Consider the following 24,821-nt stretch of genomic DNA (forward strand, 5'->3'; position numbering starts at 1 on the left):
TTCAGACTGCCAACGCACCCAACGACCCCACCCACGCCACCGGCAGTCTGAAAATCATCCAGCCCCCGCAGCACCCACCCCCGGAGCCGCCCCCGGCCCCCCACCCTCCCGAAAGCCCGAACCCCGAAAGCCCACCCCCCGAACAGCCCCCTCAGCGGGGCACCACCAACAACCCCGCCCCGAAATACCCCCGCTCCCCACACCCCAGCACCCCCACCGGACACCCTCCCGCCGCCGCCCCCGCCAACACCCCCGCCAACCCACCCGCCCCCAGCTCCGGGTGCAGAGCAGCCACCACCGCCACCGCCCCGGTCACATGCGCGGCCGCCATCGAGGTCCCCGCCAGCGCCGCGTACTGCCCTCCCGGCCAGTCGGAGACGACCGCCCCCTGCGTCCCGCCGTCCGGGTCGCCTCCCGGCGCCGCCAGCGAGACCCGCCCGCGACCGTAGTTGGAGTACCCCGCCGGGTGCCCCTCCCGGTCGACCGCGGTGACGGTGACGACCCCGGGCAGCTCGCCGGGCAACCGTACGCACTCGGTGCCGACGTGGCGGACGGGCGCCGGCCCCGAGATCCGGTCGTTGGGGCTCCGCTCGTCGGTCCGGGCCGCGCCGAGGTCCTGCCCGTCGTTGCCCGCCGAGGCCACCACCACCGCCCCCTTCCGCTGGGCGTACCCGGCGGCCCGTCCGACGGCCGCGATCAGCGCGGCCTGGTCCCGGTCCTCGGGGCAGTTGTACTTCCACGGGTCGGCGAAGTAGCTGTTGTTGATCGCCTTGGCCCCGTGGTCGGCGGCCCAGAGCATCCCGCAGACGATGTTCTCCGCGTAGTACTGCCCGAGCGGCCCGAGCAGCCGGACGGCGGCGATCCGCACGCCCGGCGCGACCCCGGTGACGCCGTGGCCGTCCCGGGTGGCGCCGACGATCCCGGCGACGTGCGTGCCGTGGCCGTTCTCGACCACCCCGGCGTCGGGCCGCCAGGCGCCGGTGCGGGCGTCGGGCCGGCCGTCCGCGCAGGAGGCGGAGGCCTTCGGGTCGACGGCGGCGCGCAGGTCCGGGTGGGTGTCGTCGACCCCGGAGTCCAGCACCGCGACCAGCACCTTGTGCAGCGCCTCGGTGCTCGGCACGGTTCCCGCGGACACCGCCGAGGCGTCTCCCGTCCGACCACCGGCGCCCCCGACCATGGCGAGGTTCCAGGCGCCGCCCTCCCCCGGGTCGGGCACCGTGACGGTCGCCGAGTCCGCCCGGTCACCACCCCGCCCGCCGGCTGCCCGTTCCCCCGCCCCCGTCCCCGCCCTGAAGTCCCCCGCTCCCGCCACCGACCGGGGCGGCGCGACCACCGGCGCGGTCCTGGTGGCCCCGACGGCGGCGATCCCGGGCCGGGCCCGGACCCGGTCGGCGAACGGGCCGGTCGCGTACACCAGCGCGGCCCCGATCTGCGGGTACTCCTGGACCACCTGTCCGCCCGCCGCCCGGCTCTCCGTCCCGGCCCGGGCCGCGCCGGCGGCGTCCTCCCCCTCGGCCAGCACCAGGTAGCTGAGGTAGGCACGCCCCGGCCCGGACACGTACGGGACGGCTCCGCCCACCACGAGCGCCATGAGCAGCATCGCGAGCAGTGCCCGGGCGGGCCCGCGGACCCGACGGCGACGGGCGGCGCGGGCGGCGGTCCTGCCCGGCGGGTACGCCTGCGCCATCGCACGGTCTCCGCTCGTCGGTCCGGTGGGTCAAGGAAGGATCAAGCATCCGATTTCTCACCATATGAGCGGATCACCGTTTCTGCCCCCCAGCGTGCACCCCACCCCCGCCTCCCCTCCCCTTCCCTCTCCCCCTCCCCTCCGCCACCCACCCCACTTGTCAGTCCCACCCGGCACCATGGGGGCATGGCGCCCCAGCACCCGACCCCGCCCACCCGCGACCCCCTGGCCGGCTTCGCCCCGGCCACCCGGGCCTGGTTCACCGGCGCCTTCTCCGCCCCCACCGCCGCCCAGGCCGAGGCCTGGCAGGCCATCCAGCGGGGGACGGACGTCCTGGTGGTCGCCCCCACCGGCTCCGGCAAGACGCTGGCCGCCTTCCTCGCCGCCCTCGACCGGCTCAGCAGCACCCCGCCCCCCGCCGAGCCCAAGCGCCGCTGCCGGGTCCTCTACGTCTCCCCGCTCAAGGCCCTCGCGGTGGACGTCGAACGGAACCTGCGCGCCCCGCTGGCCGGCCTGCGCCAGGCCGCCGTCCGGCTCGGCCTGCCCGAGCCCGAGGTCCAGGTCGCCATCCGCTCCGGCGACACCCCGGCCGCCGACCGCCGCCGCTTCGCGACCCACCCGCCGGACATCCTGATCACCACCCCCGAGTCGCTGTTCCTGCTGCTCACCTCCGCCTCCCGGGAGGCCCTGCGCGGCGTGGACACGGTGATCCTGGACGAGGTGCACGCCGTCGCCGGCACCAAGCGCGGCGCCCACCTCGCGCTCAGCCTGGAGCGGCTGGACGAGCTGCTGGACCGCCCGGCCCGCCGGATCGGCCTGTCCGCGACGGTCCGCCCGGTCGAGGAGGTGGCCCGCTTCCTGAGCCCCCAGCGCGGCGCCACCGTGGTCCAGCCCGCCTCCGCCAAGGACTTCGACCTCTCGGTGGTCGTCCCCGTCCCCGACCTGGACGACCTGCCCGCCGCCCCGGCCACCGGCGGCGCCGCCGGCAGCGACCCTCAGCGGCAGGCCTCGATCTGGCCCCACGTCGAGGAGCGGATCGTCGACCTGGTCGAGGCGCACCGCTCGACCATCGTCTTCGCCAACTCCCGCCGACTGGCCGAGCGGCTGTGCAACCGGCTGAACGAGATCGCCCACGAGCGCGCCACCGGCACCGCCGTCCCCGAGGCCCACGCCCCGGCCGAGCTGATGGGCGGCTCGGGCGCGGCCAAGGGCGCGCCCCCGGTGATCGCCCGGGCGCACCACGGATCCGTCTCCAAGGAGCAGCGCTCGCTCGTCGAGGAGGAGTTGAAGGCCGGCCGGCTGCCCGCCGTGGTCGCCACCTCCAGCCTGGAGCTGGGCATCGACATGGGCGCCGTCGAACTGGTCGTCCAGGTCGAGTCGCCGCCCTCGGTCGCCTCCGGCCTGCAGCGGGTCGGCCGGGCCGGCCACCAGGTCGGCGCGGTCTCCACCGGCGTCTTCTTCCCCAAGTACCGGGGCGACCTCGTGCAGTCCGCGGTGGTCACCGAGCGGATGCGGGCCGGCCGGATCGAGGCGCTGCGCATCCCGCGCAACCCGCTGGACGTGCTCGCCCAGCAGCTGGTCGCGATGACGTCCCTGGAGGCCTGGCCGGTGGACGACCTGCTCGCCGTGGTCCGCCGCGCCGCGCCCTTCGCGTCCCTCCCGCAGTCCGCCTTCGACGCCGTGCTCGACATGCTGGCCGGCCGCTACCCCTCGGACGCCTTCGCCGAGCTGCGCCCCCGGCTGGTCTGGGACCGGGTGGCCGGTACGGTGACCGGCCGCCCCGGCGCCCAGCGGCTGGCCGTCACCTCCGGCGGCACCATCCCCGACCGCGGCCTGTTCGGCGTCTTCATCGCCGGAACCGACCCCAAGAAGGGCGGCGGCCGGGTCGGAGAGCTCGACGAGGAGATGGTCTACGAGTCCCGCGTCGGCGACGTGTTCACCCTCGGCACCACCTCCTGGCGGATCGAGGACATCACCCACGACAAGGTGCTGGTCACCCCCGCCCCCGGCGTCCCCGGCCGGCTCCCGTTCTGGAAGGGCGACGCGCTCGGCCGGCCGCTCGAACTCGGCCGCGCCCTCGGCGCGTTCACCCGGGAACTGGGCGCCCTCCAGCCCGAGGCCGCCACCGAGCGGCTCAAGCGGGCCGGCCTGGACGACTGGGCGGCCGCCAACCTGCTGGACTACCTCGCCGAGCAGCGCACCGCCTGCGGCCACCTCCCGGACGACCGCACCATCGTGGTCGAACGCTTCCGGGACGAACTCGGCGACTGGCGGATCGTCATCCACTCCCCCTTCGGGGCCCAGGTGCACGCCCCCTGGGCGCTCGCCCTCGGCGCCCGGCTGCGCGAGAAGCACGGCCTGGACCCACAGGTCATGCACGCCGACGACGGCATCGTGCTCCGCCTGCCCGACGCGGACCTGCTCTCCCTCGACTTCGACTTCAGCGCCCCCGCGGAGCAGTCGCGCCCGGACGAGGCCCCGGTCGGCGCCGACGCCGCCCTGTTCGACCCCGGCGAGATCGAGCAGCTGGTCACCGACCAGGTCGGCGGCTCCGCCCTGTTCGCCTCCCGCTTCCGGGAGTGCGCCGGCCGCGCCCTGCTGCTCCCCCGCCGCAACCCCGGCCGCCGCACCCCGCTCTGGCAGCAGCGCCAGCGCGCCGCCCAACTGCTCGAGGTCGCCTCGGAGTACGGCTCGTTCCCGATCGTCCTGGAGGCCGTCCGGGAGTGCCTGCAGGACGTCTTCGACGTCCCCGGCCTGGTCGAGCTGATGGGCGATCTGGAGTCCCGCGCCGTCCGCCTGGTCGAGGTCACCACCCCGGAGCCCTCGCCCTTCGCCCGCTCGCTGCTGTTCGGCTACGTCGCCCAGTTCCTCTACGAGGGGGACTCCCCGCTCGCCGAGCGCCGCGCCGCCGCCCTCTCGCTCGACTCCCGGCTGCTGTCCGAGCTCCTCGGCCAGGCCGAGCTGAGCGAACTGCTCGACCCGCAGGTGCTCACCGAGCTGGAGGCCGAGCTCCAGCGCCTCACCCCCGAACGCCGGATCAGGGACGCCGAGGGCGTCGCCGACGCGCTGCGCCTGCTCGGCCCGCTCACCGAGGCCGAGTTGGCGCTCCGCGGCGCCGAGCCGCTGTGGGCCCTGGAGTTGGAGGCGGCCCGCCGGGTGATCCAGGTCCGGATCGCCGGCGAGCGGCGCTGGGCCGCGATCGAGGACGCCGGACGGCTGCGCGACGCCCTCGGCACCCCGCTGCCGGTCGGCGTCCCGGAGGCCTTCACCGAGCCGGTCAAGGACCCGCTGGGCGACCTGATCGCCCGCCACGCCCGTACCCACGGCCCGTTCACCGCCGCCGAGGCCGCCGACCGCTACGGCCTGGGCACCGCCGTGGTCACCGGCACCCTGCACCGCATGACCGCCGGCGGCCGCCTGGTCCAGGGCCAGTTCCGGCCCGCCGGTAGCCACACCGACCCCGAGTGGCACACCGCCGCCGAGTGGTGCGACGCCGAGGTGCTGCGCCGGCTGCGGCGCCGCTCGCTGGCCGCGCTGCGCCAGGAGGTCGAGCCGGTCCCGCCGCGCGCCCTGGCCGCCTTCCTGCCGCAGTGGCAGCACCTGGCCGGCCATCGGCTGCGCGGCCCGGACGGCCTGCTGCGGGTGGTCGAGCAGCTCCAGGGCACCGCCCTGCCCGCCTCCGCGCTGGAGAAGCTGATCCTCCCGGCCCGGCTCGCCGACTACTCCCCCGGCCTGCTGGACGAGCTGATGGCGGCCGGCGAGGTCGGCTGGTGCGGGGCCGGCGCCCTGCCCGGCAAGGACGGCTGGCTCAGCCTGCACCTCGCCGAGAACGCCCACCTGCTGCGCCCCGAGCCCGTCCCGCCCGCGCTCACCCCGGTGCACAGCGCCCTGATGTCCGCGCTGGCCGGCGGCTACGGCCTGTTCTTCCGCCAGCTCGTCCAGCAGCTGCCGGAGGGGACCGCCGAGCCGGAGGTCGTCGAGGCGCTCTGGGACCTGGTCTGGGCCGGTTACGTCAGCAACGACACCCTCGCCCCGCTGCGCGCCCTGCTCGGCTCCGGCCGGACGGCGGGCGCCACCGCCCACCGGGCGCCCCGGTCCACCCCGCGCGGCCGCTACGGCGGCGCCGGCCGGGCCTTCGGCCGGGTCGGCGGCGCCCTGCGCAGCGGCCCGCCGACAGTGGCCGGCCGCTGGTCGCTGCTGCCCGCCGCCGCCACCGACCCGACGGTCCGGGCCACCGCCCAGGCGCAGAGCCTGCTGGACCGGCACGGCCTGCTCACCCGGGGCACGGTGGCGGCCGAACGGGTGCCCGGCGGCTTCGCCGGGGTGTACCGGGTGCTCGCCGCGATGGAGGAGCGCGGCCGGGCCCGCCGGGGCTACTTCGTCGAGGGCCTGGGCGGCGCCCAGTTCGCCATGGAGGGCGCGGCCGACCGGCTGCGCTCGGTGAACGGCCGGCTGGAGCGGGCCCGGGCGGCCGAGTGGCCGGCCGCCCCGGCCGGCGAGCCGCCGCAGACGCTGGTGCTGGCCGCCGCCGATCCGGCCAACGCCTACGGCGCCGCCCTGCCCTGGCCCGAACCGCCCGCCGCCCCGGGCGGCAAGGAGTCCACCGCCCACCGCCCGGGCCGCAAGGCGGGTGCCCTGGTGGTCCTGGTGGACGGCGAGCTGGCGCTGTACGTCGAGCGCGGCGGCAAGTCCCTGCTGGCCTGGCCGGAGGACGAGGCCACCCGGGCGCTGGCGGCCGGGGCGCTCGCGGCCGCCGTCCGGCAGGGGGCGCTCGGCAGCGTCACGGTCGAGCGGGCCAACGGCGAGCCCGCGCTCGGCTCGGCCCTCGGCCGCGCCCTGGAGGAGGCCGGTTTCCACGCCACCCCGCGCGGCCTGCGCCTGCGCCCCTGAGGCAGGGCACGAAAGAGCCGGAGGCCGCGGGGCCGAGAACCCCGCGGCCTCCGGCCAGGTCGAATCACCCGATCGGCGGGGGCTGCGCCTGCGCCGGTCCCACCGGCTCCGCGCGCGGGCGCCGGGCCGGCCCGGTCGCGTTCCAGTCGGCGTGGACCGGAATGAGACCGAGTCCCCAGCCGCCGGCCGCGAGCAGCCCCAGCACGGCACCGTCGGTCAGCTGTCCCCGGACCACCAGGAGCCACCAGGCGAGCCCGGCCGCCGAGAACACCAGGACCCATCGCACCGGACGACGTACCCGGAGGAGCAGTCGCACCCGGGCCCGTATTCGGACTGTCGGGCGCGTCTGCGCGTCTGTTCGCACGACCGCCCTCCCTTCGCTCGCCCCGGGCAGGGGCGCCCGGGAGTCGAGGCCGGGATCAGGCGGCGACCACGTCCATCGCGGCGGCCTTGGGCGACATGTTCGCCCGGTCGGTGCCGGGGGCGGGCAGCGGAACCGGTTCGAGTACCGGCCTCAGCAGATCACCTTCGGAGAGGGTGGCCATCGCCGCAAGTTCAGCGAGCGACAGTTCGTCGCTGACCTCGCGCATGACCTCGGACATCCGGACGTCGAGTGCGTCGCAGATGGCGGAGAGCAGCTCCGAGGAGGCCTCCTTCTGTCCCCGCTCGACCTCGGAGAGGTATCCGAGCGAAACCCTGGCGGCCGCCGACACCTCGCGGAGTGTGCGGCCCTGGCGCTGGCGCTGCCGACGCAGTACATCGCCCAGTAGGCGACGGAGCAGGATCATCGGTGCCTCCCTCCTCGGACTGCGGATCGAGATGTCACGTCCCCACCGTACCGCCTTGCCCGCTTCGCGTGCGGGGACCCTGGTCGTGTTCACTCTGGGCTGCAAGGCCGTCCCCCTCCTCGTTCCGGTGTCGCAGCCGGGTTCGCGGGCCCCTCGTGGTACCCGTGGCGACCCACCCGGTCACCGTCACGCAACTCGTTCGCCACCTGGTTTCTGCCCAACCAGGGTGTTGGATGTAACACGATCCTCCAGCTGTCCCATGCCCGCGCGCCAGATCGGCAGATCTCGGTTCGGTGGAGATCCCGTCCCGGCGGACCCCTAGCGTACGAACCGACCGACCAGCAGCTCCAGCGCGGCGGTCACGGCTTCGTGACGGATTGTGGCACGACCCCCCGACAGCAGGGGCGAGCTGACCAGAGTTCCACCCGGGCCGGCGACCGCCAGGTGTACGGTGCCCACCGGCTGCCCGTCCTGCGGGTCCGGCCCGGCCACCCCGGTCGTCGCGAGCCCGTAGGTGGCCCCCAGCAGTCCCCGCACGCCCTCGGCCATCTGTCGGGCCACCACCGGGTGGACCGGCCCGTACACGTCCAGCAGGCCCTCGTCCACCCCGAGCACCGAGGCCTTCAGCTCGGTCGCGTACGCGGTGACCGAGCCCCGGAAGGTCGCGGACGCCCCGGGGACGTCCACCAGCGCGGCGGCCAGCAGACCCCCGGTCAGCGACTCGGCGACCGCCAGCGTGCCGCCCTCGGCCCGCAGCGCGGCGTGCGCCCGCTCGGCCAGTTCGTAGTCCCGTTCCGCCACCCGGTCCCCCCGTAGCTCAGCGGCCCGGCCGCGCCGCGGCCCGTCCCTCGCTGCGCAGTCGCAGCGCCTGTCCGACGTAGTCGAGCGCGGTGCCGACGGTCAGCAGCACTGCCAGCCCCATCAGCACGGCCCGCCCGGTGGCCAGCCAGCCGGTCAGGTCCAGCACGTACATGCCGACCGCGGTGCCCTGGGTCAGCGTCTTGAGCTTGCCGCCGCGGCTGGCCGGGATGACCCCGTAGCGGATCACCCAGAACCGCATCAGCGTGATGCCGAGCTCGCGGGAGAGGATCACCACGGTGACCCACCAGGGCAGGTCGCCGAGCAGTGAGAGGCCGATCAGCGCCGAGCCCATGATCGCCTTGTCGGCGATCGGGTCGGCGATCTTCCCGAAGTCGGTGACCAGGCCCTTGCGCCGGGCCAGTTCACCGTCGAACAGGTCGGTGATCATCGCGATCGCGAACGAGGCCCAGGCGACCGAGCGCCACTTGGGGTCGTGCCCGCCGTGGGCGAACAGCAGCGCCACGAAGACCGGCACCAGCAGCACCCGGACCATCGTGAGCACGTTGGCGATGTTCCAGACCCCCGGGGTCGACGGCGCCGCGGCCACCGGTCTGCCCGGGTGGGCCGCGGCCGGGGCGCCGGGCCCCTTGGTCATTCCCCGGCTCCCGGGGCGTCGGCCGCCGCGGTCCCGGGCACCCGCACCTGCTCCAGCGCCTCGGCGATCAGGTCGACGCCCTCGCTGGCGACCACCTTGGCCCGCCAGAACTGGCCGATCCGGGGGGCCTCGACACCGGTGAGGGTGGTCAGGCCGTCGGTCTCCGGGGCCTGGTGGGCGGAGCGGCCCTCGACCACGCCGTCCTCGATGGACTCGATCAGCACCTCGACCTCGGTGCCGATCCGCTGCTCGGCCCGCTGGGCGGTCATCTCCTCGGCCAGCCGGCTCAGCCGGTCCAGCCGGTCGGCGATCACGTCCTCGGCGAGCTTGCCGTCGTAGGTCGCGGCCTCGGTGCCGTCCTCGTCCGAGTAGCCGAAGACGCCGATCGCGTCGAGCCCGGCGTGCGTGACGAAGCGTTCCAGCTCGGCGAAGTCCTCCTCGGTCTCGCCGGGGAAGCCGACGATGAAGTTGGAGCGGGCGCCGGCCTGCGGGGCCTTGCCGCGGATCGTCCCCAGCAGCTCCAGGAACTGGTCGGTGGAGCCGAAGCGGCGCATCCGGCGCAGCACGGCGGGCGCCGAGTGCTGGAAGGACAGGTCGAAGTAGGGCACCACGTCGGCGGTCCCGGTCATCGAGTCGATCAGGCCGGGGCGCATCTCGGCCGGCTGGAGGTAGGAGACCCGGACCCGCTCGACGCCCTCGATCGCGGCGATCTCGCCGAGCAGCGTCTCCAGCAGCCGGATGTCGCCGAGGTCCTTGCCGTACGAGGTGTTGTTCTCGCTCACCAGGACGATCTCGCGCACGCCCTGCCCGGCCAGCCACTGGGCCTCGTGCAGCACGTCGGAGGGGCGGCGGGAGATGAAGGAGCCGCGGAAGGCCGGGATGGCGCAGAAGGAGCAGCGCCGGTCGCAGCCGGAGGCGAGCTTGACGGAGGCGACCGGGTTGTCGTCCAGCCGCTTGCGCAGGGTGCGCGGGCCGGAGGCCGGGGCGAGGCCCTCGGGGAGGTCGGCGATCGGCTCGGCGGCGGCCTCGGCGCCGTGGCCGGGCAGGGCGACGGCCTCGGCGGCGGTCTGCCGCTCGGCCGGGCTGATCGGCAGCAGCTTGCGGCGGTCGCGCGGGAGGTGCGGGGCGTGGTGGCCGCCGGACAGGATGGTCTGGAGGCGGTCGGAGATGTCGGCGTAGTCGTCGAAGCCGAGGACGCCGTCCGCCTCGGGGAGGGCGTCGGCGAGCTCCTTGCCGTACCGCTCGGCCATGCAGCCGACGGCGACGACGGCCTGGGTGCGGCCGTGCCCCTTGAGGTCGTTGGCCTCCAGCAGGGCGTCCACCGAGTCCTTCTTGGCGGCCTCGACGAAGCCGCAGGTGTTGACCACGGCGACGTCCGCCTCGGTGGCGTCGTCGACGAGCAACCAGCCGTCGGCTTCCAGTCGCCCGGCGAGTTCCTCGGAGTCCACCTCGTTGCGGGCGCATCCGAGCGTGACAAGGGCGACAGTACGGCGTTCAGGCATAGGGCCAAGATTAACGCGCGGGCTCCGGTGCCGTTCGCCCCGGAGGCCGCGCGCCTCGGATCAGCTGATCATCAGTGGGTCTTCCGACCCCTGTGGTCAGCCTGCCTGCGGGTCTCCGGGGGTGTACGTGACGTGCACCACCTGGCCGTCCTTGCCGAGGAGGCCGAGGTCCTTCCCGTTGACGTACGCGTGCACGGCCCCGCCGTTGCCCAGCACCAGCTTGATCTGCTTGGGGTCGGTGAAGGTCTGGTCCTGGCCGTTGCTGATGTTGTTCTGGAACAGCGACTTGCCGGTGCCGTCCATCGCCGAGACCCAGCTGGTGCCCTCGGCGACCAGCTTCACGGTGACCTTGTCGGCCGGGACGGCGGCGATCGCGGCGGCGCTCGGCGCGGGCGCCGGCGGCTGGACGGTGGGCGTGGCGGCGGGGGCCACCGAGCCGGTCCCGGAGCCGCTGGGCAGCGGCGCGCTGGCCGAGCCGGTGGTGCCGCGCCCGTCCTTGCCGCTGACCAGGTTGAAGCCGATCAGCGCGACCACGGCGACGATCGCGGCGACCATGGCGGCCGCCCAGTTCGGCCGGCCGCGGCGGGGCACCTTGATCGGGCCGCTGTCGATCAGCTGGGTCGCCGGGCGCCTGGCGGCGGGCGGGCCGCCGTGCGCGGCGTCGTACCGGGCGACCAGCGCCTCGCCGTCCAGGCCGACCGCCCGGGCGATCAGGCGGATGTGCCCGCGGGCGTAGAAGTCGCCGCCGCAGCGGGCGAAGTCGTCCTCCTCGATGGCATGGACGATCGGCACCCGCACCCGGGTGGCGGTACTCACCTGGTCCACCGTGAGTCCCGCGTCGATCCGGGCGGTGGACAGCATCCGGCCGATGCTCGGGGCATCGGCCGCCTGCACCACGTCGTCGGTCGGCTCGAGGGACGGCATGGTGTTCTCGCGATCGGAGGACTTGCCGATGGTCACGGGGCACGCCTTTCGAGCGGATGGCCACCTGCTGGGGAACAGTCTAGGGGCGGGGGCGGATCGTTTCTCAAGCGGAACGGGCCCGAATGCGCGTACCCGATCCGACCGGGGTCCGACACTCCGCTGACGGGACGTCGGCGGAGCCGCGTCGGGGTACCGGGGTTCGCTTTCCGCCGTGTGACGCGGTGTACGCACGTTCGGTTCCCCACGCGCCGCCTACCCTCCACCGAACGAGTGACACCTCGGTCAGGACACGGCCCGGGCCCCGCGGGGCCCGGCCGGTCAGCCCCGAAGGGTGATCAGCACCCCGTCCAGTTCGTCCGGCTTCACCAGCACGTCGCGGGCCTTGGAGCCCTCGCTCGGGCCGACGATCCCGCGCGACTCCATCAGGTCCATCAGCCGGCCCGCCTTGGCGAAGCCGACCCGGAGCTTGCGCTGGAGCATCGAGGTCGAGCCGAACTGGGTGGAGACCACCAGCTCGGCCGCCTGGATCAGCAGGTCCAGGTCGTCGCCGATCTCCTCGTCGATCTCCTTCTTCGGCCCGCCCCCGACCATCACGTCGTCCCGGTAGACGGCGGTCAGCTGGTCCTTGCAGTGCTGCACCACCTTGGCGATCTCCGCCTCGGTGACGAACGCGCCCTGCATGCGGATCGGCTTGCTGGCGCCCATCGGCAGGAAGAGCGCGTCGCCCTTGCCGATCAGCTTCTCCGCGCCGGGCTGGTCCAGGATGACCCGGGAGTCGGCCATCGCGGAGGTCGCGAAGGCCAGCCGGGACGGCACGTTGGCCTTGATCAGGCCGGTGACCACGTCCACCGAGGGCCGCTGGGTGGCGAGCACCAGGTGGATGCCGGCCGCGCGGGCCAGCTGGGTGATCCGGACCACCGAGTCCTCGACGTCGCGCGGCGCGACCATCATCAGGTCGGCCAGCTCGTCGACGATCACCAGCAGGTACGGGTACGGCGTCAGCTCGCGCTCGCTGCCCAGCGGCGGGGTGACCTTGCCGGCCCGCACCGCCGCGTTGAAGTCGTCCACGTGCCGGAAGCCGAACGCCGCGAGGTCGTCGTAGCGCATGTCCATCTCGCGCACGACCCACTGGAGGGCCTCGGCGGCCTTCTTGGGGTTGGTGATGATCGGCGTGATCAGGTGCGGGATGCCCTCGTACGCGGTCAGCTCGACCCGCTTGGGGTCGACCAGCACCATCCGCACCTCGTCCGGGGTGGCCCGGGCGAGGATCGAGGTGATCAGGCAGTTGATGCAGGACGACTTCCCCGCGCCGGTCGCGCCGGCCACCAGGATGTGCGGCATCTTGGCGAGGTTGGCCATCACGGTGTGGCCCTCGACGTCCTTGCCCATGCCGACGACCATCGGGTGCGAGTCCTCGGCGGCCGTGCGCGAGCGCAGCAGGTCGCCGAGGTTGACCATCTCGCGGTCCCGGTTGGGGATCTCGATGCCGACCGCGGACTTGCCCGGGATCGGGCTGATGATCCGCACGTCCGGGCTGGCCACCGCGTACGCGATGTTCTTGGCGAGCGCGGTGATCCGCTCCACCTTGACGGCCGGGCCGAGCTCGACCTCGTAGCGGGTGACCGTCGGGCCCCGGGTGAAGCCGGTGACCTTGGCGTCCACCTTGAACTCGGCGAAGGTACCGGTGAGCTGGGCGACCACCTCGTCGTTGAGGGCGCTGCGGGCCTTGGCCGGGCCGCCGCGCTCCAGCAGGTCGAGCGAGGGCAGCGCGTAGGTGACGCCCTCGCCGAGCTGGAGCTGCTCCATCCGCACCGGCGCCTCGCCGTGCCCCTCGGGCGCGCCCACCCCGCCGCTGCGGGCGGCCGGGACGGCGGCCTCCTCCGGCGGGGCGGTGCGGTCCTGCACCTGGTGCATCATGTCCGCCACCGCGGAGGAGGGGGGCACGCCGTAGACCAGCGCGCCGTCCAGGTCGGCGGCCGCGCCGGCGGCGAGGTCGCGGGTGGCGTACGGGTCCAGCGGCTCCTTGTCCAGGGAGATCCGCTCGGCGTCCTCCGGCTCCTCGGCCGGCTTGCGCCGGCGGCGGCGCCGACGGGCGGCCACCTCGTCCGTGGGGTCCTCACCGTCGGTGTCCACGGTGAACGGCAGCGCGTCGGGGTCGGCGTCCTCCGGCGGGTCGGTGGACAGCTCGCGCTCCGGCGTACGCCCCCAGTGGTCGTCCTCCGGCCCGGGCTCGACCACCCCGAGCCGTACGCCGATCGACCGCAGCCGTTCCGGGATCCGGTTGACCGGGGTCGCGGTGACCACCAGCAGGCCGAAGAAGGCCAGCAGCAGGAGCAGCGGCACGGCGAGGGCGGGCCCGGCGGCGGCCATCATCGGGGTGGACGCGGCCCAGCCGATGATCCCGCCGGCCGCCCTTATCCGGGAGGCGCCGCTGCCCATCATGGGCGCGCCGCAGCCGATGTGGACCAGGCCGAGGACGCCGACCAGCAGGGCGCTCAGTCCGATCATGATCCGGCCGTTGGCCTCCGGCAGCTCCGGGTGGCGCCAGAGCCGGACCGCCATCGCGGCCAGCAGGAACGGCACCAGCACGTCGAGCCGGCCGAAGAGCCCGGACACCACGGCGGTGGCCGCCTCGCCCAGCCAGCCCTGCGGGCTGAACCAGGTGCCGGCCGCGGTCACCAGCGCGAGCGCGAACAGCAGCAGGCCCACGCCGTCCTTGCGGTGGGCCGGGTCGAGGTTCTTGGCACCGTCGCCGAAACCCCGGAAGATCGCGGCGATCGGGCTCGCCAGTGCGTTGAGCGCGCCCATCAGCACCGACCTGGACGGTTTCGGCGGGGGCGCGGCCGGCCTGGCCGCCGTCTTCTTCGCGGGAGCCGCCTTCTTCGCCGCCGCCTTCTTCGCGGGCGGCTTGCCCGGGGCCTTCGCCGCGGCCTTCTTGGACGGACCCGGACTCGACTTACGTGCTGCGTTCCCGGGCGTGCGAGTGGCCATGGGTCAGCAGCCTACCGGGGCGGGCGACCACTGCACATGCGCCCGAGCCGGGGCGCCCGGCCGTGTCGCCGACACACCGTCACCCTGATCCGGATTCACCCGGTCGCCGCATCGGACCACTCGGACGGGTGAACCAGCGGCGGGGGCTCAGGAACTGCCCGGCCGCATCGCGTCCAGGGCCCGGCGCAGCGCCGCGAGCTTGCGCTCCAGGTGCGCGGCGGTGGCCGCCACCCCGGCGTCCTCGCCCCCGTCCAGCTGCTTGCCGAGCGCCTCCGCCTGCTCCTCGACCGCCGCCAGCCGGGCGGACAGCTCGCCCAGCAGCGCCCCGCCGAGGGACTGCCCGTCGCCGCCCTCCTCCAGTTGCAGGCGCAGCAGCGCGGCCTGCTCCTTCAGCTGGCAGTTCTTCGCGTACAGGTCGACGAAGACGGAGACCTTGGCGCGCAGCACCCACGGGTCGAAGGGCTTGGAGATGTAGTCGACCGCGCCGGCCGCGTAGCCGCGGAAGGTGTGGTGCGGGCCGTGGTTGATCGCGGTCAGGAAGATGATCGGGATGTCCCGGGTGCGCTCGCGGCGCTTGATGTGGGCGGCGGTCTCGAAGCCGTCCATCCCCGGCATCTGGACGTCCAGCAGGATCACCGCGAAGTCGTCGGTGAGCAGCGCCTTGAGCGCCTCCTCACCGGAGGCCGCGCGCACCAGCGTCTGGTCCAGGGCCGAGAGGATCGCCTCCAGCGCCAGCAGGTTCTCCGGTCGGTCGTCGACCAGGAGGATCTTGGCCTTCTGCATCAGGGCTCGCCCTCCTGTCGCCTGCCTGCCGCCCGGTGCCGGCACCCGCGTACTGCCCACCGCTACCCCGGTCATGCTAGCCGCACCCCCTCGCCCGGCACATCGCCCCGTCGTGACCCGATCCGGAGCGGCGCGCAGCCCGTGCTCCGGCGCACGCTCAGCAGCGTGTCGCCGTTCGGTCACTGTTCGCAACGATCGGTGACCCTACCCGGTTCCCGGGCCCGACCGCCAGCAAGCCGACCGCCGGGGCGAGGTGAACCCCGGGGCCCGGAGCGGGGTGCACGCCTCCCCGCGCGGTCACGCGCGGTCCGCGTTCAGCCACTCGCGCATGACCGACAGCAGGTGGTCGGTCTCCACCGGCTTGGTGATGTGGTCGGTGGCCCCCGCCTGGAGCGACTTCTCGCGGTCGCCCTTCATCGCCTTGGCGGTCAGCGCGATGATCGGCAGCCCGGCGAACTGGGGCATCCGGCGGATCGCCTCGGTGGTCGCGTAGCCGTCCATCTCCGGCATCATGATGTCCATCAGGACCAGCGCCACGTTCTCGTGCTGCTCCAGCATCTCGATGCCCTCGCGGCCGTTCTCGGCGTACAGCACGGTCAGGCCGTGCTGCTCCAGCACGCTGGTGAGGGCGAACACGTTGCGGACGTCGTCGTCCACGATCAGCACCTGCTGGCCGTCGAAGCGCCGGTCGCCGTTGACCGGGCGGGGCGGTGCGGGCTCCACCGTCCGCGGCCCGGCGGCGCTCTCCAGGGCGGCGGTGCGCCGGCGCTCCACCGCGCCGCGGCGGCGCTCCTCGGCCAGCTCGCGGACCTCCTGGGCCCAGTGGTCGGCCGGGTTCTCGCCGACCGGCACCGGCAGGCCCACCGGGGTCACCCCGACCGAGGCGCGCGCCGCCAGGCCGGTCGGCGCGGTCTGGCGCGGCTCCCCCGCGCTCTCCGGGGCCTCGGTGCGCAGCGGGAGGTAGAGCGTGAACGTGGAGCCCTTGCCCAGCTCGCTCTCGGCGTGGATCTCGCCGCCCAGCAGCCGGGCGATCTCGCGGCTGATGGACAGGCCGAGGCCGGTGCCGCCGTACTTGCGGCTGGTGGTGCCGTCGGCCTGCTTGAACGCCTCGAAGATCTCCCGCAGCTTGTTGCCGGGGATGCCGATGCCGGTGTCGGAGACCGCGAAGGCGATCAGCTCGTCGTCCGGGTTCTGGATCGAGCCGGACTCCAGCAGCCGCTCGCGCACGTGCTGCGGGACCTCCCGGCCGGCCGGGCGGATCGAGAAGTCGACGGCTCCGGCGTCGGTGAACTTCACCGCGTTGGAGATCAGGTTGCGCAGCACCTGCTGGAGCCGCTGCTCGTCGGTGTGCAGGGTGACCGGCAGGGCGGGCGAGACCCGGACGGCGAAGTCCAGGTTCTTGTCCAGCGCGACCGGCTGGAAGGTGGCCTCGACGTAGTCGACCAGCTGGACCAGGGCGATCCGGGCCGGGCGGACGTCCATCTTGCCGGCCTCGACCTTGGACAGGTCGAGGATGTCGTTGATCAGCTGGAGCAGGTCGGAGCCGGCACCGTGGATGGTGTCGGCGAACTCGACCTGCTTGGGCGAGAGGTTGCCCTCGTTGTTGTCGGAGAGCAGCTTGGCCAGGATCAGCAGCGAGTTGAGCGGGGTGCGCAGCTCGTGCGACATGTTGGCGAGGAACTCGCTCTTGTACCGGGAGGCCAGGGCGAGCTGTTCGGCGCGCTCCTCCAGGACCTGCCGGGCCTCCTCGATCTCGCCGTTCTTGATCTCGATGTCGCGGTTCTGCTGGGCGAGTTGCTCGGCCTTCTCCTGCAACTCCTCGTTGGTGCGCTCCAGTTCCTCCTGGCGGGCCTCCAACTCGGCGGATCGCATCGAGAGTTCGGCGGTGAGGCGCTGGGACTCCAGTAGCAGGCCCTCGGTCTTGGTGTTGACGCTGATGGTGTTGACGGTGACGCCGATGAGGTCGGCGATCTGGTTCAGGAAGTCCAGCGCGACGGTGGTGAAGGAGCTGAAGGTGGCCAGCTCGATCACGCCCAGCAGCCGGCCCTCGAACAGCACCGGCAGCACCACGATGTGGGCCGGGGAGGCCTCACCGAGCCCGGAGGCGATCTTCAGGTACCCGGGCGGCGCCTCCTTGAGGATGATCGCCCGCTTCTCCACCGCGGCCTGGCCGATCAGCGACTCGCCGGGCCGGAAGGTGGTCGGCATCGCCCGCCGCTGGTAGCCGTAGCTGCCGATCAGGCGCAGCACGGTGTCGTTCTCGTCGTCGTCCTCGGTGATCAGTTCGGCGGTGCGGCCGGCCGGCTGGGCGAGGAAGAAGGCGCCGTGCTGGGCGGAGACCACCGGGGTCAGCTCGGTCATGATCAGCGAGGCGACCGCCTCCAGGTCCCGGCGGCCCTGGAGCAGGCCGGAGATCCGGGCCAGGTTGGTCTTGAGCCAGTCCTGCTCCTGGTTGGTGCGGGTGGTCTCGCGCAGGTTGGCGATCATCTGGTTGATGTTGTCCTTGAGCTCGTCGAGCTCGCCCGCGGCGTCCACGTCGATCCGCAGGCTCAGGTCGCCCCTGGTGACCGCGGTGGCGACCTGGGCGATCGCGCGCACCTGCCGGGTCAGGTTGTTGGCCAGCTCGTTCACCGACTCGGTGAGGTCCTGCCAGGTGCCGTCCACCCCGGGCACCCTCGCCTGGCCGCCGAGCCGTCCGTCGGTGCCCACCTCGCGGGCGACCCGGGTGACCTCGTCGGCGAACGCGGAGAGCTGGTCGACCATGGTGTTGATGCTGGTCTTGAGCTGGAGGATCTCGCCGCGCGCGTCGACGTCGATCTTCTGCGAGAGGTCCCCGCGGGCCACCGCGGTGATCACCAGCGCGATGTTCCGCACCTGGCCGGTGAGGTTGTTGGCCATCAGGTTGACGTTGTCGGTCAGGTCCTTCCAGATCCCGGCCACGCCCGGCACGCTCGCCTGACCGCCCAGGGTGCCGTCGGTGCCCACCTCGCGGGCCACCCGGGTCACCTCGACCGCGAAGGAGGAGAGCTGGTCGACCATGGTGTTGAGGGTCGCGGCGAGCGCCGCCACCTCGCCCTGCGCGTCGATGGAGATCTTCTTGGAGAGGTCGCCGCGGGCCACCGCACCGGCGACCTCGGCGATGTTGCGCACCTGCCCGGTCAGGTTCGACGCCATGAAGTTGACGTTGTCGGTCAGGTCCTTCCAGATGCCCGACACCCCGCGCACCCGGGCCTGGCCGCCCAGGATGCCCTCGGTGCCCACCTCGCGCGCCACCCGGGTCACCTCGTCGGCGAACGCCGACAGCTGGTCGACCATGGTGTTGACGGTCGTCACCAGCTCCAGGATCTCGCCCCGGGCGTCGACGGTGATCTTCTTGGAGACGTCACCGCGCGCCACCGCCGTGGTCACCTCGGCGATGTTCCGGACCTGGCTGGTCAGGTTGTTGGCCATCAGGTTGACGGAGTTGGTCAGGTCCTTCCAGATGCCGGCCACGCCGGGCACGCTGGCCTGGCCGCCGAGGATGCCCTCGGTACCGACGTCCCGGGCCACCCGGGTGACCTCGTCCGCGAAGGCGCCCAGCTGGTCCACCATCGTGTTGATGGTGTTCTTCAGCTCCAGGATCTCCCCGCGCGCGTCCACCTGGATCTTCTGCGACAGGTCGCCCTTGGCGACCGCAGTCGTCACCTGGGCGATGTTGCGCACCTGATCGGTGAGGTTGTTCGCCATGAAGTTGACGTTGTCGGTCAGGTCCCGCCAGACCCCGGCCGCCCAGGGCACCTGCGCCTGACCGCCGAGCCGTCCCTCGGTGCCCACCTGGCGGGCCACCCTGGTCACCTGCTCGGCGAAGCCGGAGAGCTGGTCGACCATCGTGTTGATGGTGTTCTTCAGCTCCAGCATCTCGCCGCGCGCGTCCACCTCGATCTTCTGCGAGAGGTCCCCGCGGGCCACCGCCGTGGTCACCTGGGCGATGTTGCGGACCTGGCCGGTCAGGTTGTCGGCCATGAAGTTCACCGAGTCGGTCAGGTCCCGCCAGACCCCGGCCACCCCCGGCACCTGGGCCTGCCCGCCCAGCCGGCCCTCCGTCCCCACGTCCCGGGCCACCGTGGTGACCTGGGCGGCGAACCCGTTGAGCTGGTCCACCATCGTGTTGACGGTGTTCTTCAGCTCCAGCATCTCGCCGGCCACCTCGACGGTGACCTTGCGGGACAGGTCGCCCTTGGCCACCGCCGTGGTCACCTGGGCGATGTTGCGCACCTGGGCGGTCAGCCGGCCCGCCATGGTGTTGACCGAGTCCGCCAGGTCCTTCCAACTGCCGGAGACGCTTCGGACCTTGGCCTGGCCGCCGAGCTTGCCCTCGGTGCCGACCTCGCGGGCCACCCGGGTCACCTCGTCGGTGAACTCGGAGAGCTGGTCCACCAGCCCGTTGACGGTCCGCCCGATCTTCAGGTACTCGCCGCGCAGCGGGTGGCTCACCCCGTTGCTGTGCAGCGAGCGCAGCTCCATCTTCTGGTCCAGGTCGCCCTCGGCGATCGAGGTGAGCACCCGGCCCACCTCGGCCATCGGGCGGGCCAGGTCGTCGATCAGCGCGTTGCAGTTGTCGACCGCCGCCATCCAGGCGCCCTCGCCCGCGCCGGTCTCCAGCCGCTCGTTCAGCCGCCCCTCGCGGCCCACCGCACGGCGGACCCGCGCCAGTTCACCGGTCAGGTGCTGGTTGCGCTCGGCGACCTCGTTGAACACCGCGGCGATCTCGGCCAGCGGCCCGTCCCCCGGGACGGTCAGCCGGCGCCGGAAGTTGCCGTCCCGCATCGCGGTCAGCGCCGACAGCAGCTTGCGCAGCTCGGCGGGCTCCGCACCACGGTTGTGGCTCGCCCGACGGCCGGCCGCGTTCCGCGGCACGGCCCCGGGGCGCCCACCGCGCGGGGCGGGCGGCGTCGTTCCGGTTGCGTCCTTGGTGGCCGAACTCAACGGGCCCCTCCCACATCGTGAACTGTCCGGTGACCGACCGTGCCGGGGCGGCACGCACCTGGGCACCGGCCCGGCTGGGCTGCGTGCCGGCGGCCCTGGACGCGCCGGCACCCACACGACCGTACTGCTCCCACCGGCCGTCGCGGACCCCCCAGTCTGGCAGCAACGGCGCCGGGTGAACGGCCGGTTGCGCTCGGTTCGTACCGCACCGCCCGAAACAGGTGGGCAGAATCACCCTCTGGTGCCTGTTTCGGCTCCCCGCCCCCACGGGGAACCCAGCGGAAAGTAGGGTGGAGCGCTGCACCGGGCCACAACCCGACCCAGCGCCGCCGCTCACCCGACGGCGCGCGGGGAGTCGGCGCCGCACCCCCGGACAGCCAGGGCAAGAGCAGTAGAGGAGAAGTGGCAACGTGGTCACCGCGCGCGCAGCCGCCACCTTCGACCCCGACGGCAGGTCCGCGGCCGCCGCCCGGGGCTTCGTCCGGGACGCGCTGCTCGGCTGGGGCCTGCCCGAGGTCGTCGACGACGCGGTCGTGCTGGTCAGCGAACTCGTCACGAACGCCGTCGTGCACGCCGGCACCGCCGCGGAGGTCTGCTGCCTGCGCGAGGAGCAGAGCGTCCGGATCGAGGTCACCGACCACCACCCCGAGCGCGGTCTGCCCTCGCTCGGCGCCGGACCGGGCAACGGCTCCGACCGCTACGCCGACCCGGACGGCGAGGGCGGCCGCGGCCTGCTGATGTGCTCCGCCCTCTCCGAACGGTGGGGCGTCGAGTACGCGGCCGGCCGCAAGACCGTCTGGTTCCGCCTCGCGCTGCCCGCACAGGTGCTCGGGACCCGTTACGCCGTTCCCGCCACCCCCGGCAGCGACCTGCCCAGCGGCCCCGGCCCGGTGCACGTCGCCGTCGTCCAACTCGACGACGACGGCCGGGTCCTGGCCTGGAACCCGGACGCCGAGGCGCTCTTCCGGTACCCCGCCGCCGCCGTCCTCGGCCGCCCCTGGGCCGACCTCGCGGTCTGGCCGCAGTCCGGCCTCGGCCTGACCGACACCCTGCGGATGGCCCGCTGGGAAGGCGGCTACGGCGTCCGCCGCCAGGACGGCAGCGAGGTCGAGGTGTACGGCGTGCAGGTCCGGCTGCGCGACAACGAGGGCGTCCCCTCCACGCTCTGTCTGCTCGTCCTCGAACCCGACCGCGCGGTGCTGCGCTCCCCCGCCCGCGCCCTGCCCGGCGAGCGCCCCGACCCGGCCGGCCACCGGCTCGACCTGCTGGCCGGCCCGGTCGCCACCGACGACCTGGACACCCTGCTCCAGCGCACCGTCGAACGCGCCCGCGACCTGCTCGACGGCGACGCCGCGTACCTGCTGCTCACCACCGACGACGAGGCCGAGTTCGAGGTCCGCGCCGCCACCGGCCTCACCGCCGGACACCGCCGGCACGCCCGCTTCCCGGTCGGGACCGGCAACCGCTACGACTCCGCCCGGCTGCCCTCCGTCCACGAGGACCTCTCCACCCGGCCCACCGGCCTGCCGCTGCTCTCCGAGAGCGGCATGCGCTCCCTGGTCACCGTCCCGCTCAAGGTCGAGGGCCGGCTGATCGGCTCGCTCGGCATCGCCGCCGCCGTGCCCGGCCGCTACGACAACGAGGACGCGCTGCGCCTCCAGTTCGCCGCCGACCGGGTCGCCCTCGCCGTCGAGAGCACCCGGCTGACCGAGCTCGAACAGCTCCGCCGCGGCTCGCTCTCCTTCCTTGTCGAGGCGTCCGACCTGCTGGCCGGCACCCTCGAACACGAGCAGACCCTCGCGCTGATGGCCCAGATGGCCGTCCCCACCCTCGCCTCCTGGTGCGCCGTCTACACCACCGCCGACCACGCCTCGCCGGCCCGGCTGGCCTTCGTCCTGCACGAGGACGAGGACCGCATCGACCCGCTGCGCGACCTGCTCGACAAGACCCCCGTTCCGGAGGCCGGCCCCACCCACGGCGGCGTCCGGTTCTGGACGGCCCCCACCGAGACCGCCGAGGCCGGCGGCCTCATCGACGGCCCGGAACTCGCCGGCCTGCTCGGCGAGACCGTCGTCCTCGCGCTGACCGCCCGCAACCGCGTCATCGGCCTGCTGGTGCTCGGCGTCGCGGCCGGCGTCCGGTTCCGCCAGGAGATCCTCGAACTCGCCGAGGACCTCTCCCGCCGGGCCGCCCTGGCCCTGGACAACTCCCGCCTCTACTCCGAGCGCACCGCCACCAGCCAGGCCCTCCAGCGCAGCCTGCTCCCGCCGGACCTCCCGGAGATCCCCGGCGTCGAGGTGGACGTCTACTACCAGGCGGCGGGCGAGGGCAACGAGGTCGGCGGCGACTTCTACGACCTGTTCACCATCCGCGAGGGCACGTACGGCTTCGCCATCGGCGACGTCTGCGGCACCGGGCCCGAGGCCGCCTCGGTCACCGGCCTGGCCAGGCACTCGCTGCGGCTGCTGGCCCGTGAGGGCCTGGACGCCCCGCAGGTGCTGCGCCGGCTCAACGCGGCCATCCTGGACGAGGGCGCGCGCAGCCGCTTCCTCACCCTGCTGTACGGCGAGCTGACGCCCCGTCCGGACGGCAGCACCGAGCTCTCGCTGGTCTGCGCCGGCCACCCGCTGCCGCTTCGGCTGCGCACCGACGGCCAGGTCGACCGCGCCGCCACCCCGCAGCCGCTGCTCGGCGTCATGGAGGACCTCGACCTCACCGCCGAGCACCTGGTGCTCGCTCCCGGCGAGGTCCTGCTCTGCGTCACCGACGGCGTCACCGAACGCCGCGAGGGCCGGCGGATGCTGGGTGACGACGGCCTCGCGGAGGTGCTCACCGGCTGCACTGGCCTGACCGCCGGGGCGGTCGCGGCGAGGGTGCAGCGCGCGGTCGAGCGCTTCGCCCCGGAGCCGCCGTCCGACGACATGGCGATCCTGACCCTGCGGGTGCCCACCCAGCGTCAGGCCTGAGCGTCGCACGACTCGCGCCTGACGCAGTCACAAATTGTTATATTCACAATGGTACAAGCGAAGCGGGTCGGGTAGACCGATCCCACCGGAGATTCCCTCCGGCGGGACGTGACCGGCGACTCTCCGCCGGCCCGTCACTTCCGACGGTCCCTCACTTCCGACCGCAGCCCGCGCACGCTCACCGCCGTGCGCCCTCGGCGCGGTCGCGCGCATCCACTCATCGAGACGACACCACAGCGTCACTGCGCCCTGCGCGCGCCCAGAGTGAAAGGAGCCTCCGGTGAGCAACGACGCTACCGGGGCAACGAACGCCCGCTCCACCGGAGCCGACGCCGGTAACCTCGGCTACCTCGCGCTCGGTCTCACACTGCTCGCCTACGGCCTGCTCTCCACCGGCGTCCTGCACGGCGCCGGAGTCGGGAGCGCGGCCCACCTCGCCCATGTCCTCGGCGGCGCCACCCTCTTCATCGCGGGCCTCTGGCAGCTCCGCGGCGGTGAGGGCTTCACCGGAACCGCCTTCACCAGCCTCGGCGCCTTCTGGGCGACCTGGTCCGCCGCCGGCGGGGCGGGCAAGAACGCCGCCGGGCTCTTCCTGCTGCTGTGGGCCCTGCTCGCCCTCACCCTGACCGCCGCGAGCTGGGGCGCGGGCCTGATCGGCCGCGCCGTCTACGGCCTGCTGACGCTCTCCCTGGTGCTCTCCGCCATCGCCTCCTTCGGCGGCTACGGCGGCCTGGCCAAGGCCGGCGGCTGGGTCGCGGCCGTCTCCGGGCTCGCCGCCTGGTACTGGGCCACCTCCGCGCTGAGCAACGGCTCCTGGGGGAAGGTCGCCCTCCCGGTCAAGTGACCGGTCCGGGAGCGCCGTGGATCAGCCCCGGTTCAACCGACCTGCTCCAGCCGCTCCCCGGCGGCGCCGCGGGGCCGGAACTCCGTCTCGGCGGAGGCCCGGCCCCGTCGGCGTGCCGACAGCGCCAGCACGGCGTAGGCGAGGAACAGGATCGCCACGGCCACGATGCCGTCCAGCCAGAAGTGGTTGGCCGTCACCACCACCACGGCCACCGTCAGCACCGGGTGCAGCACCATCACCCAACGCAGCGAACTGCGTGACACCCGGATCACCGCGACCGCCGCCAGCACGCACCAGGCGACGTGCACCGAGGGCATCGCCGACAGCTGGTCGGCCACCACCACACCACCGACCGCACCGCCGTACACCGACTGCCCGTACTGGGCGGCCACGTCGACGAAGCCGTTCTCCGGCAGCATCCGCGGCGGCGCCACCGGGATGAACTGCACCAGCAGGCAGACCGCGGTCGTGATCACCACCGTGTTGCGCACCCACGCGTAGCGCTCGCGGTGCCGCACGAACACCCAGAGCAGGACACCGAGCATGACGGCGAAGTGCATGACCGCGTAGTAGTAGTTCGCCAGCCTCACCAGCACCGGGTACGGCGTGACCGCCTTCTGCCAGGAGGCCTCGTCCGGCAGCCCGACCACCTGCTCGGTGTGGTGGATCCAGCCGGCGCGGTCCAGCGCGTGGTCCGTGCTCATCACCGAGAGGTGCCCCACCAGCTGCCAGAGGGCGAACAGCGCCAGCAGCGTGCCGGCCTCCCGCAACAACGCGGACAGCGCCGGCTTCCGGCCCTTCGCCACGGCGTACGCGCCCGCATGGAGGCCGACGGCGGCGGCCCCGGCGGACTGCCAGGTCAGGGTCAGGTTCTGCATTGGCAGAGGGTAACGCAAAAAGCCCCTTCCCGGACGGGAAGGGGCTTTTTGAAATGATTGTTCGGCGGCGTCCTACTCTCCCACAGGGTCCCCCCTGCAGTACCATCGGCGCTGTAAGGCTTAGCTTCCGGGTTCGGAATGTAACCG

Annotated in this window: 14 protein-coding genes and 1 rRNA gene; 3 read left to right on the forward strand and 12 right to left on the reverse strand. The window is 73.7% G+C overall.

Features of this window, described 5'->3' with window-relative positions:
• Positions 1-151: 151 nt before the first annotated feature.
• Positions 152-1,687 (reverse strand): S8 family serine peptidase, encoded by a 1,536-nt coding sequence (locus ACZ7RU_RS36605; RefSeq protein WP_470345332.1) that lies wholly within the window; start codon positions 1,685-1,687, stop codon positions 152-154.
• 186 nt (positions 1,688-1,873) lie between these two features.
• On the opposite strand from ACZ7RU_RS36605, the gene ACZ7RU_RS36610 reads away from it, so the two are divergent.
• Entirely contained in the window at positions 1,874-6,577 is a 4,704-nt protein-coding gene (locus ACZ7RU_RS36610) for an ATP-dependent helicase (RefSeq protein ID WP_470345333.1), read from the forward strand.
• 64 nt (positions 6,578-6,641) lie between these two features.
• Here the strand turns inward: ACZ7RU_RS36610 and ACZ7RU_RS36615 are convergent, their stop codons facing one another.
• The 9 genes from ACZ7RU_RS36615 to ACZ7RU_RS36655 form a co-directional block, all read right to left on the reverse strand.
• Entirely contained in the window at positions 6,642-6,863 is a 222-nt protein-coding gene (locus tag ACZ7RU_RS36615; RefSeq protein WP_470345334.1) for a hypothetical protein, read from the reverse strand.
• Positions 6,864-6,996: 133 nt separating this feature from the next.
• A complete protein-coding gene (locus ACZ7RU_RS36620) occupies positions 6,997-7,365 on the reverse strand; it encodes a helix-turn-helix domain-containing protein (RefSeq protein ID WP_049660741.1) in 369 nt (122 codons plus the stop codon).
• A 318-nt stretch (positions 7,366-7,683) separates the two neighbouring features.
• Positions 7,684-8,166, reverse strand: coding sequence for a CinA family protein (locus ACZ7RU_RS36625; RefSeq protein WP_470345335.1), 483 nt, complete (start codon positions 8,164-8,166; stop codon positions 7,684-7,686).
• 16 nt (positions 8,167-8,182) lie between these two features.
• Positions 8,183-8,821: a CDP-diacylglycerol--glycerol-3-phosphate 3-phosphatidyltransferase gene (gene pgsA, locus ACZ7RU_RS36630; protein WP_470345336.1), complete on the reverse strand. Its 639-nt coding sequence runs from the start codon at positions 8,819-8,821 to the stop codon at positions 8,183-8,185.
• Positions 8,818-10,323, reverse strand: coding sequence for a 30S ribosomal protein S12 methylthiotransferase RimO (gene rimO, locus ACZ7RU_RS36635; RefSeq protein WP_470345337.1), 1,506 nt, complete (start codon positions 10,321-10,323; stop codon positions 8,818-8,820). Before rimO ends, pgsA begins: the two co-directional genes overlap by 4 nt.
• Before the next feature lie 96 nt (positions 10,324-10,419).
• Complete coding sequence (locus tag ACZ7RU_RS36640) at positions 10,420-11,283, reverse strand: helix-turn-helix domain-containing protein (RefSeq protein ID WP_470345338.1); 864 nt, start codon at positions 11,281-11,283, stop codon at positions 10,420-10,422.
• Positions 11,284-11,565: 282 nt separating this feature from the next.
• A complete protein-coding gene (locus tag ACZ7RU_RS36645) occupies positions 11,566-14,238 on the reverse strand; it encodes an FtsK/SpoIIIE family DNA translocase (RefSeq protein ID WP_470345339.1) in 2,673 nt (890 codons plus the stop codon).
• Positions 14,239-14,385: 147 nt separating this feature from the next.
• Positions 14,386-15,024 (reverse strand): response regulator, encoded by a 639-nt coding sequence (locus tag ACZ7RU_RS36650; protein WP_470345343.1) that lies wholly within the window; start codon positions 15,022-15,024, stop codon positions 14,386-14,388.
• Positions 15,025-15,318: 294 nt separating this feature from the next.
• Positions 15,319-19,917: a HAMP domain-containing protein gene (locus tag ACZ7RU_RS36655; protein WP_470345344.1), complete on the reverse strand. Its 4,599-nt coding sequence runs from the start codon at positions 19,915-19,917 to the stop codon at positions 15,319-15,321.
• A gap of 479 nt (positions 19,918-20,396) precedes the next feature.
• On the opposite strand from ACZ7RU_RS36655, the gene ACZ7RU_RS36660 reads away from it, so the two are divergent.
• Both ACZ7RU_RS36660 and ACZ7RU_RS36665 read left to right on the forward strand, forming a co-directional pair.
• Positions 20,397-22,952, forward strand: a complete 2,556-nt coding sequence (locus ACZ7RU_RS36660; protein ID WP_470345340.1) for a SpoIIE family protein phosphatase — start codon at positions 20,397-20,399, stop codon at positions 22,950-22,952.
• Between the two features lie 280 nt (positions 22,953-23,232).
• The gene (locus tag ACZ7RU_RS36665) at positions 23,233-23,796 is read left to right on the forward strand and encodes a GPR1/FUN34/YaaH family transporter (protein ID WP_470345341.1); all 564 of its coding nucleotides are present in this window, start codon (positions 23,233-23,235) and stop codon (positions 23,794-23,796) included.
• Positions 23,797-23,828: 32 nt separating this feature from the next.
• On the opposite strand, the gene ACZ7RU_RS36670 is transcribed toward ACZ7RU_RS36665, so the two are convergent.
• Together ACZ7RU_RS36670 and rrf are read right to left on the reverse strand one after the other, a co-directional pair.
• On the reverse strand, positions 23,829-24,674 hold the full coding sequence (locus tag ACZ7RU_RS36670) for a phosphatase PAP2 family protein (RefSeq protein WP_470345342.1): 846 nt from the start codon (positions 24,672-24,674) through the stop codon (positions 23,829-23,831).
• 59 nt (positions 24,675-24,733) lie between these two features.
• Positions 24,734-24,821: ribosomal RNA gene (gene rrf, locus ACZ7RU_RS36675) — 5S ribosomal RNA — on the reverse strand; the annotation flags it as partial.

The sequence above is a fragment of the Kitasatospora sp. NPDC114501 genome, assembly GCF_055633695.1.

What these genes read in the sequence shown, in the direction of transcription:
- ACZ7RU_RS36610 (WP_470345333.1), top strand. Translation starts at nt 1,874, where the DNA reads ATGGCGCCCCAGCACCCGACCCCGCCCACCCGCGACCCCCTGGCCGGC.
- rimO (WP_470345337.1), bottom strand. Translation starts at nt 10,323, where the DNA reads ATGCCTGAACGCCGTACTGTCGCCCTTGTCACGCTCGGATGCGCCCGC.
- ACZ7RU_RS36620 (WP_049660741.1), bottom strand. Translation starts at nt 7,365, where the DNA reads ATGATCCTGCTCCGTCGCCTACTGGGCGATGTACTGCGTCGGCAGCGC.
- ACZ7RU_RS36670 (WP_470345342.1), bottom strand. Translation starts at nt 24,674, where the DNA reads ATGCAGAACCTGACCCTGACCTGGCAGTCCGCCGGGGCCGCCGCCGTC.
- pgsA (WP_470345336.1), bottom strand. Translation starts at nt 8,821, where the DNA reads ATGACCAAGGGGCCCGGCGCCCCGGCCGCGGCCCACCCGGGCAGACCG.
- ACZ7RU_RS36645 (WP_470345339.1), bottom strand. Translation starts at nt 14,238, where the DNA reads ATGGCCACTCGCACGCCCGGGAACGCAGCACGTAAGTCGAGTCCGGGT.
- ACZ7RU_RS36605 (WP_470345332.1), bottom strand. Translation starts at nt 1,687, where the DNA reads ATGGCGCAGGCGTACCCGCCGGGCAGGACCGCCGCCCGCGCCGCCCGT.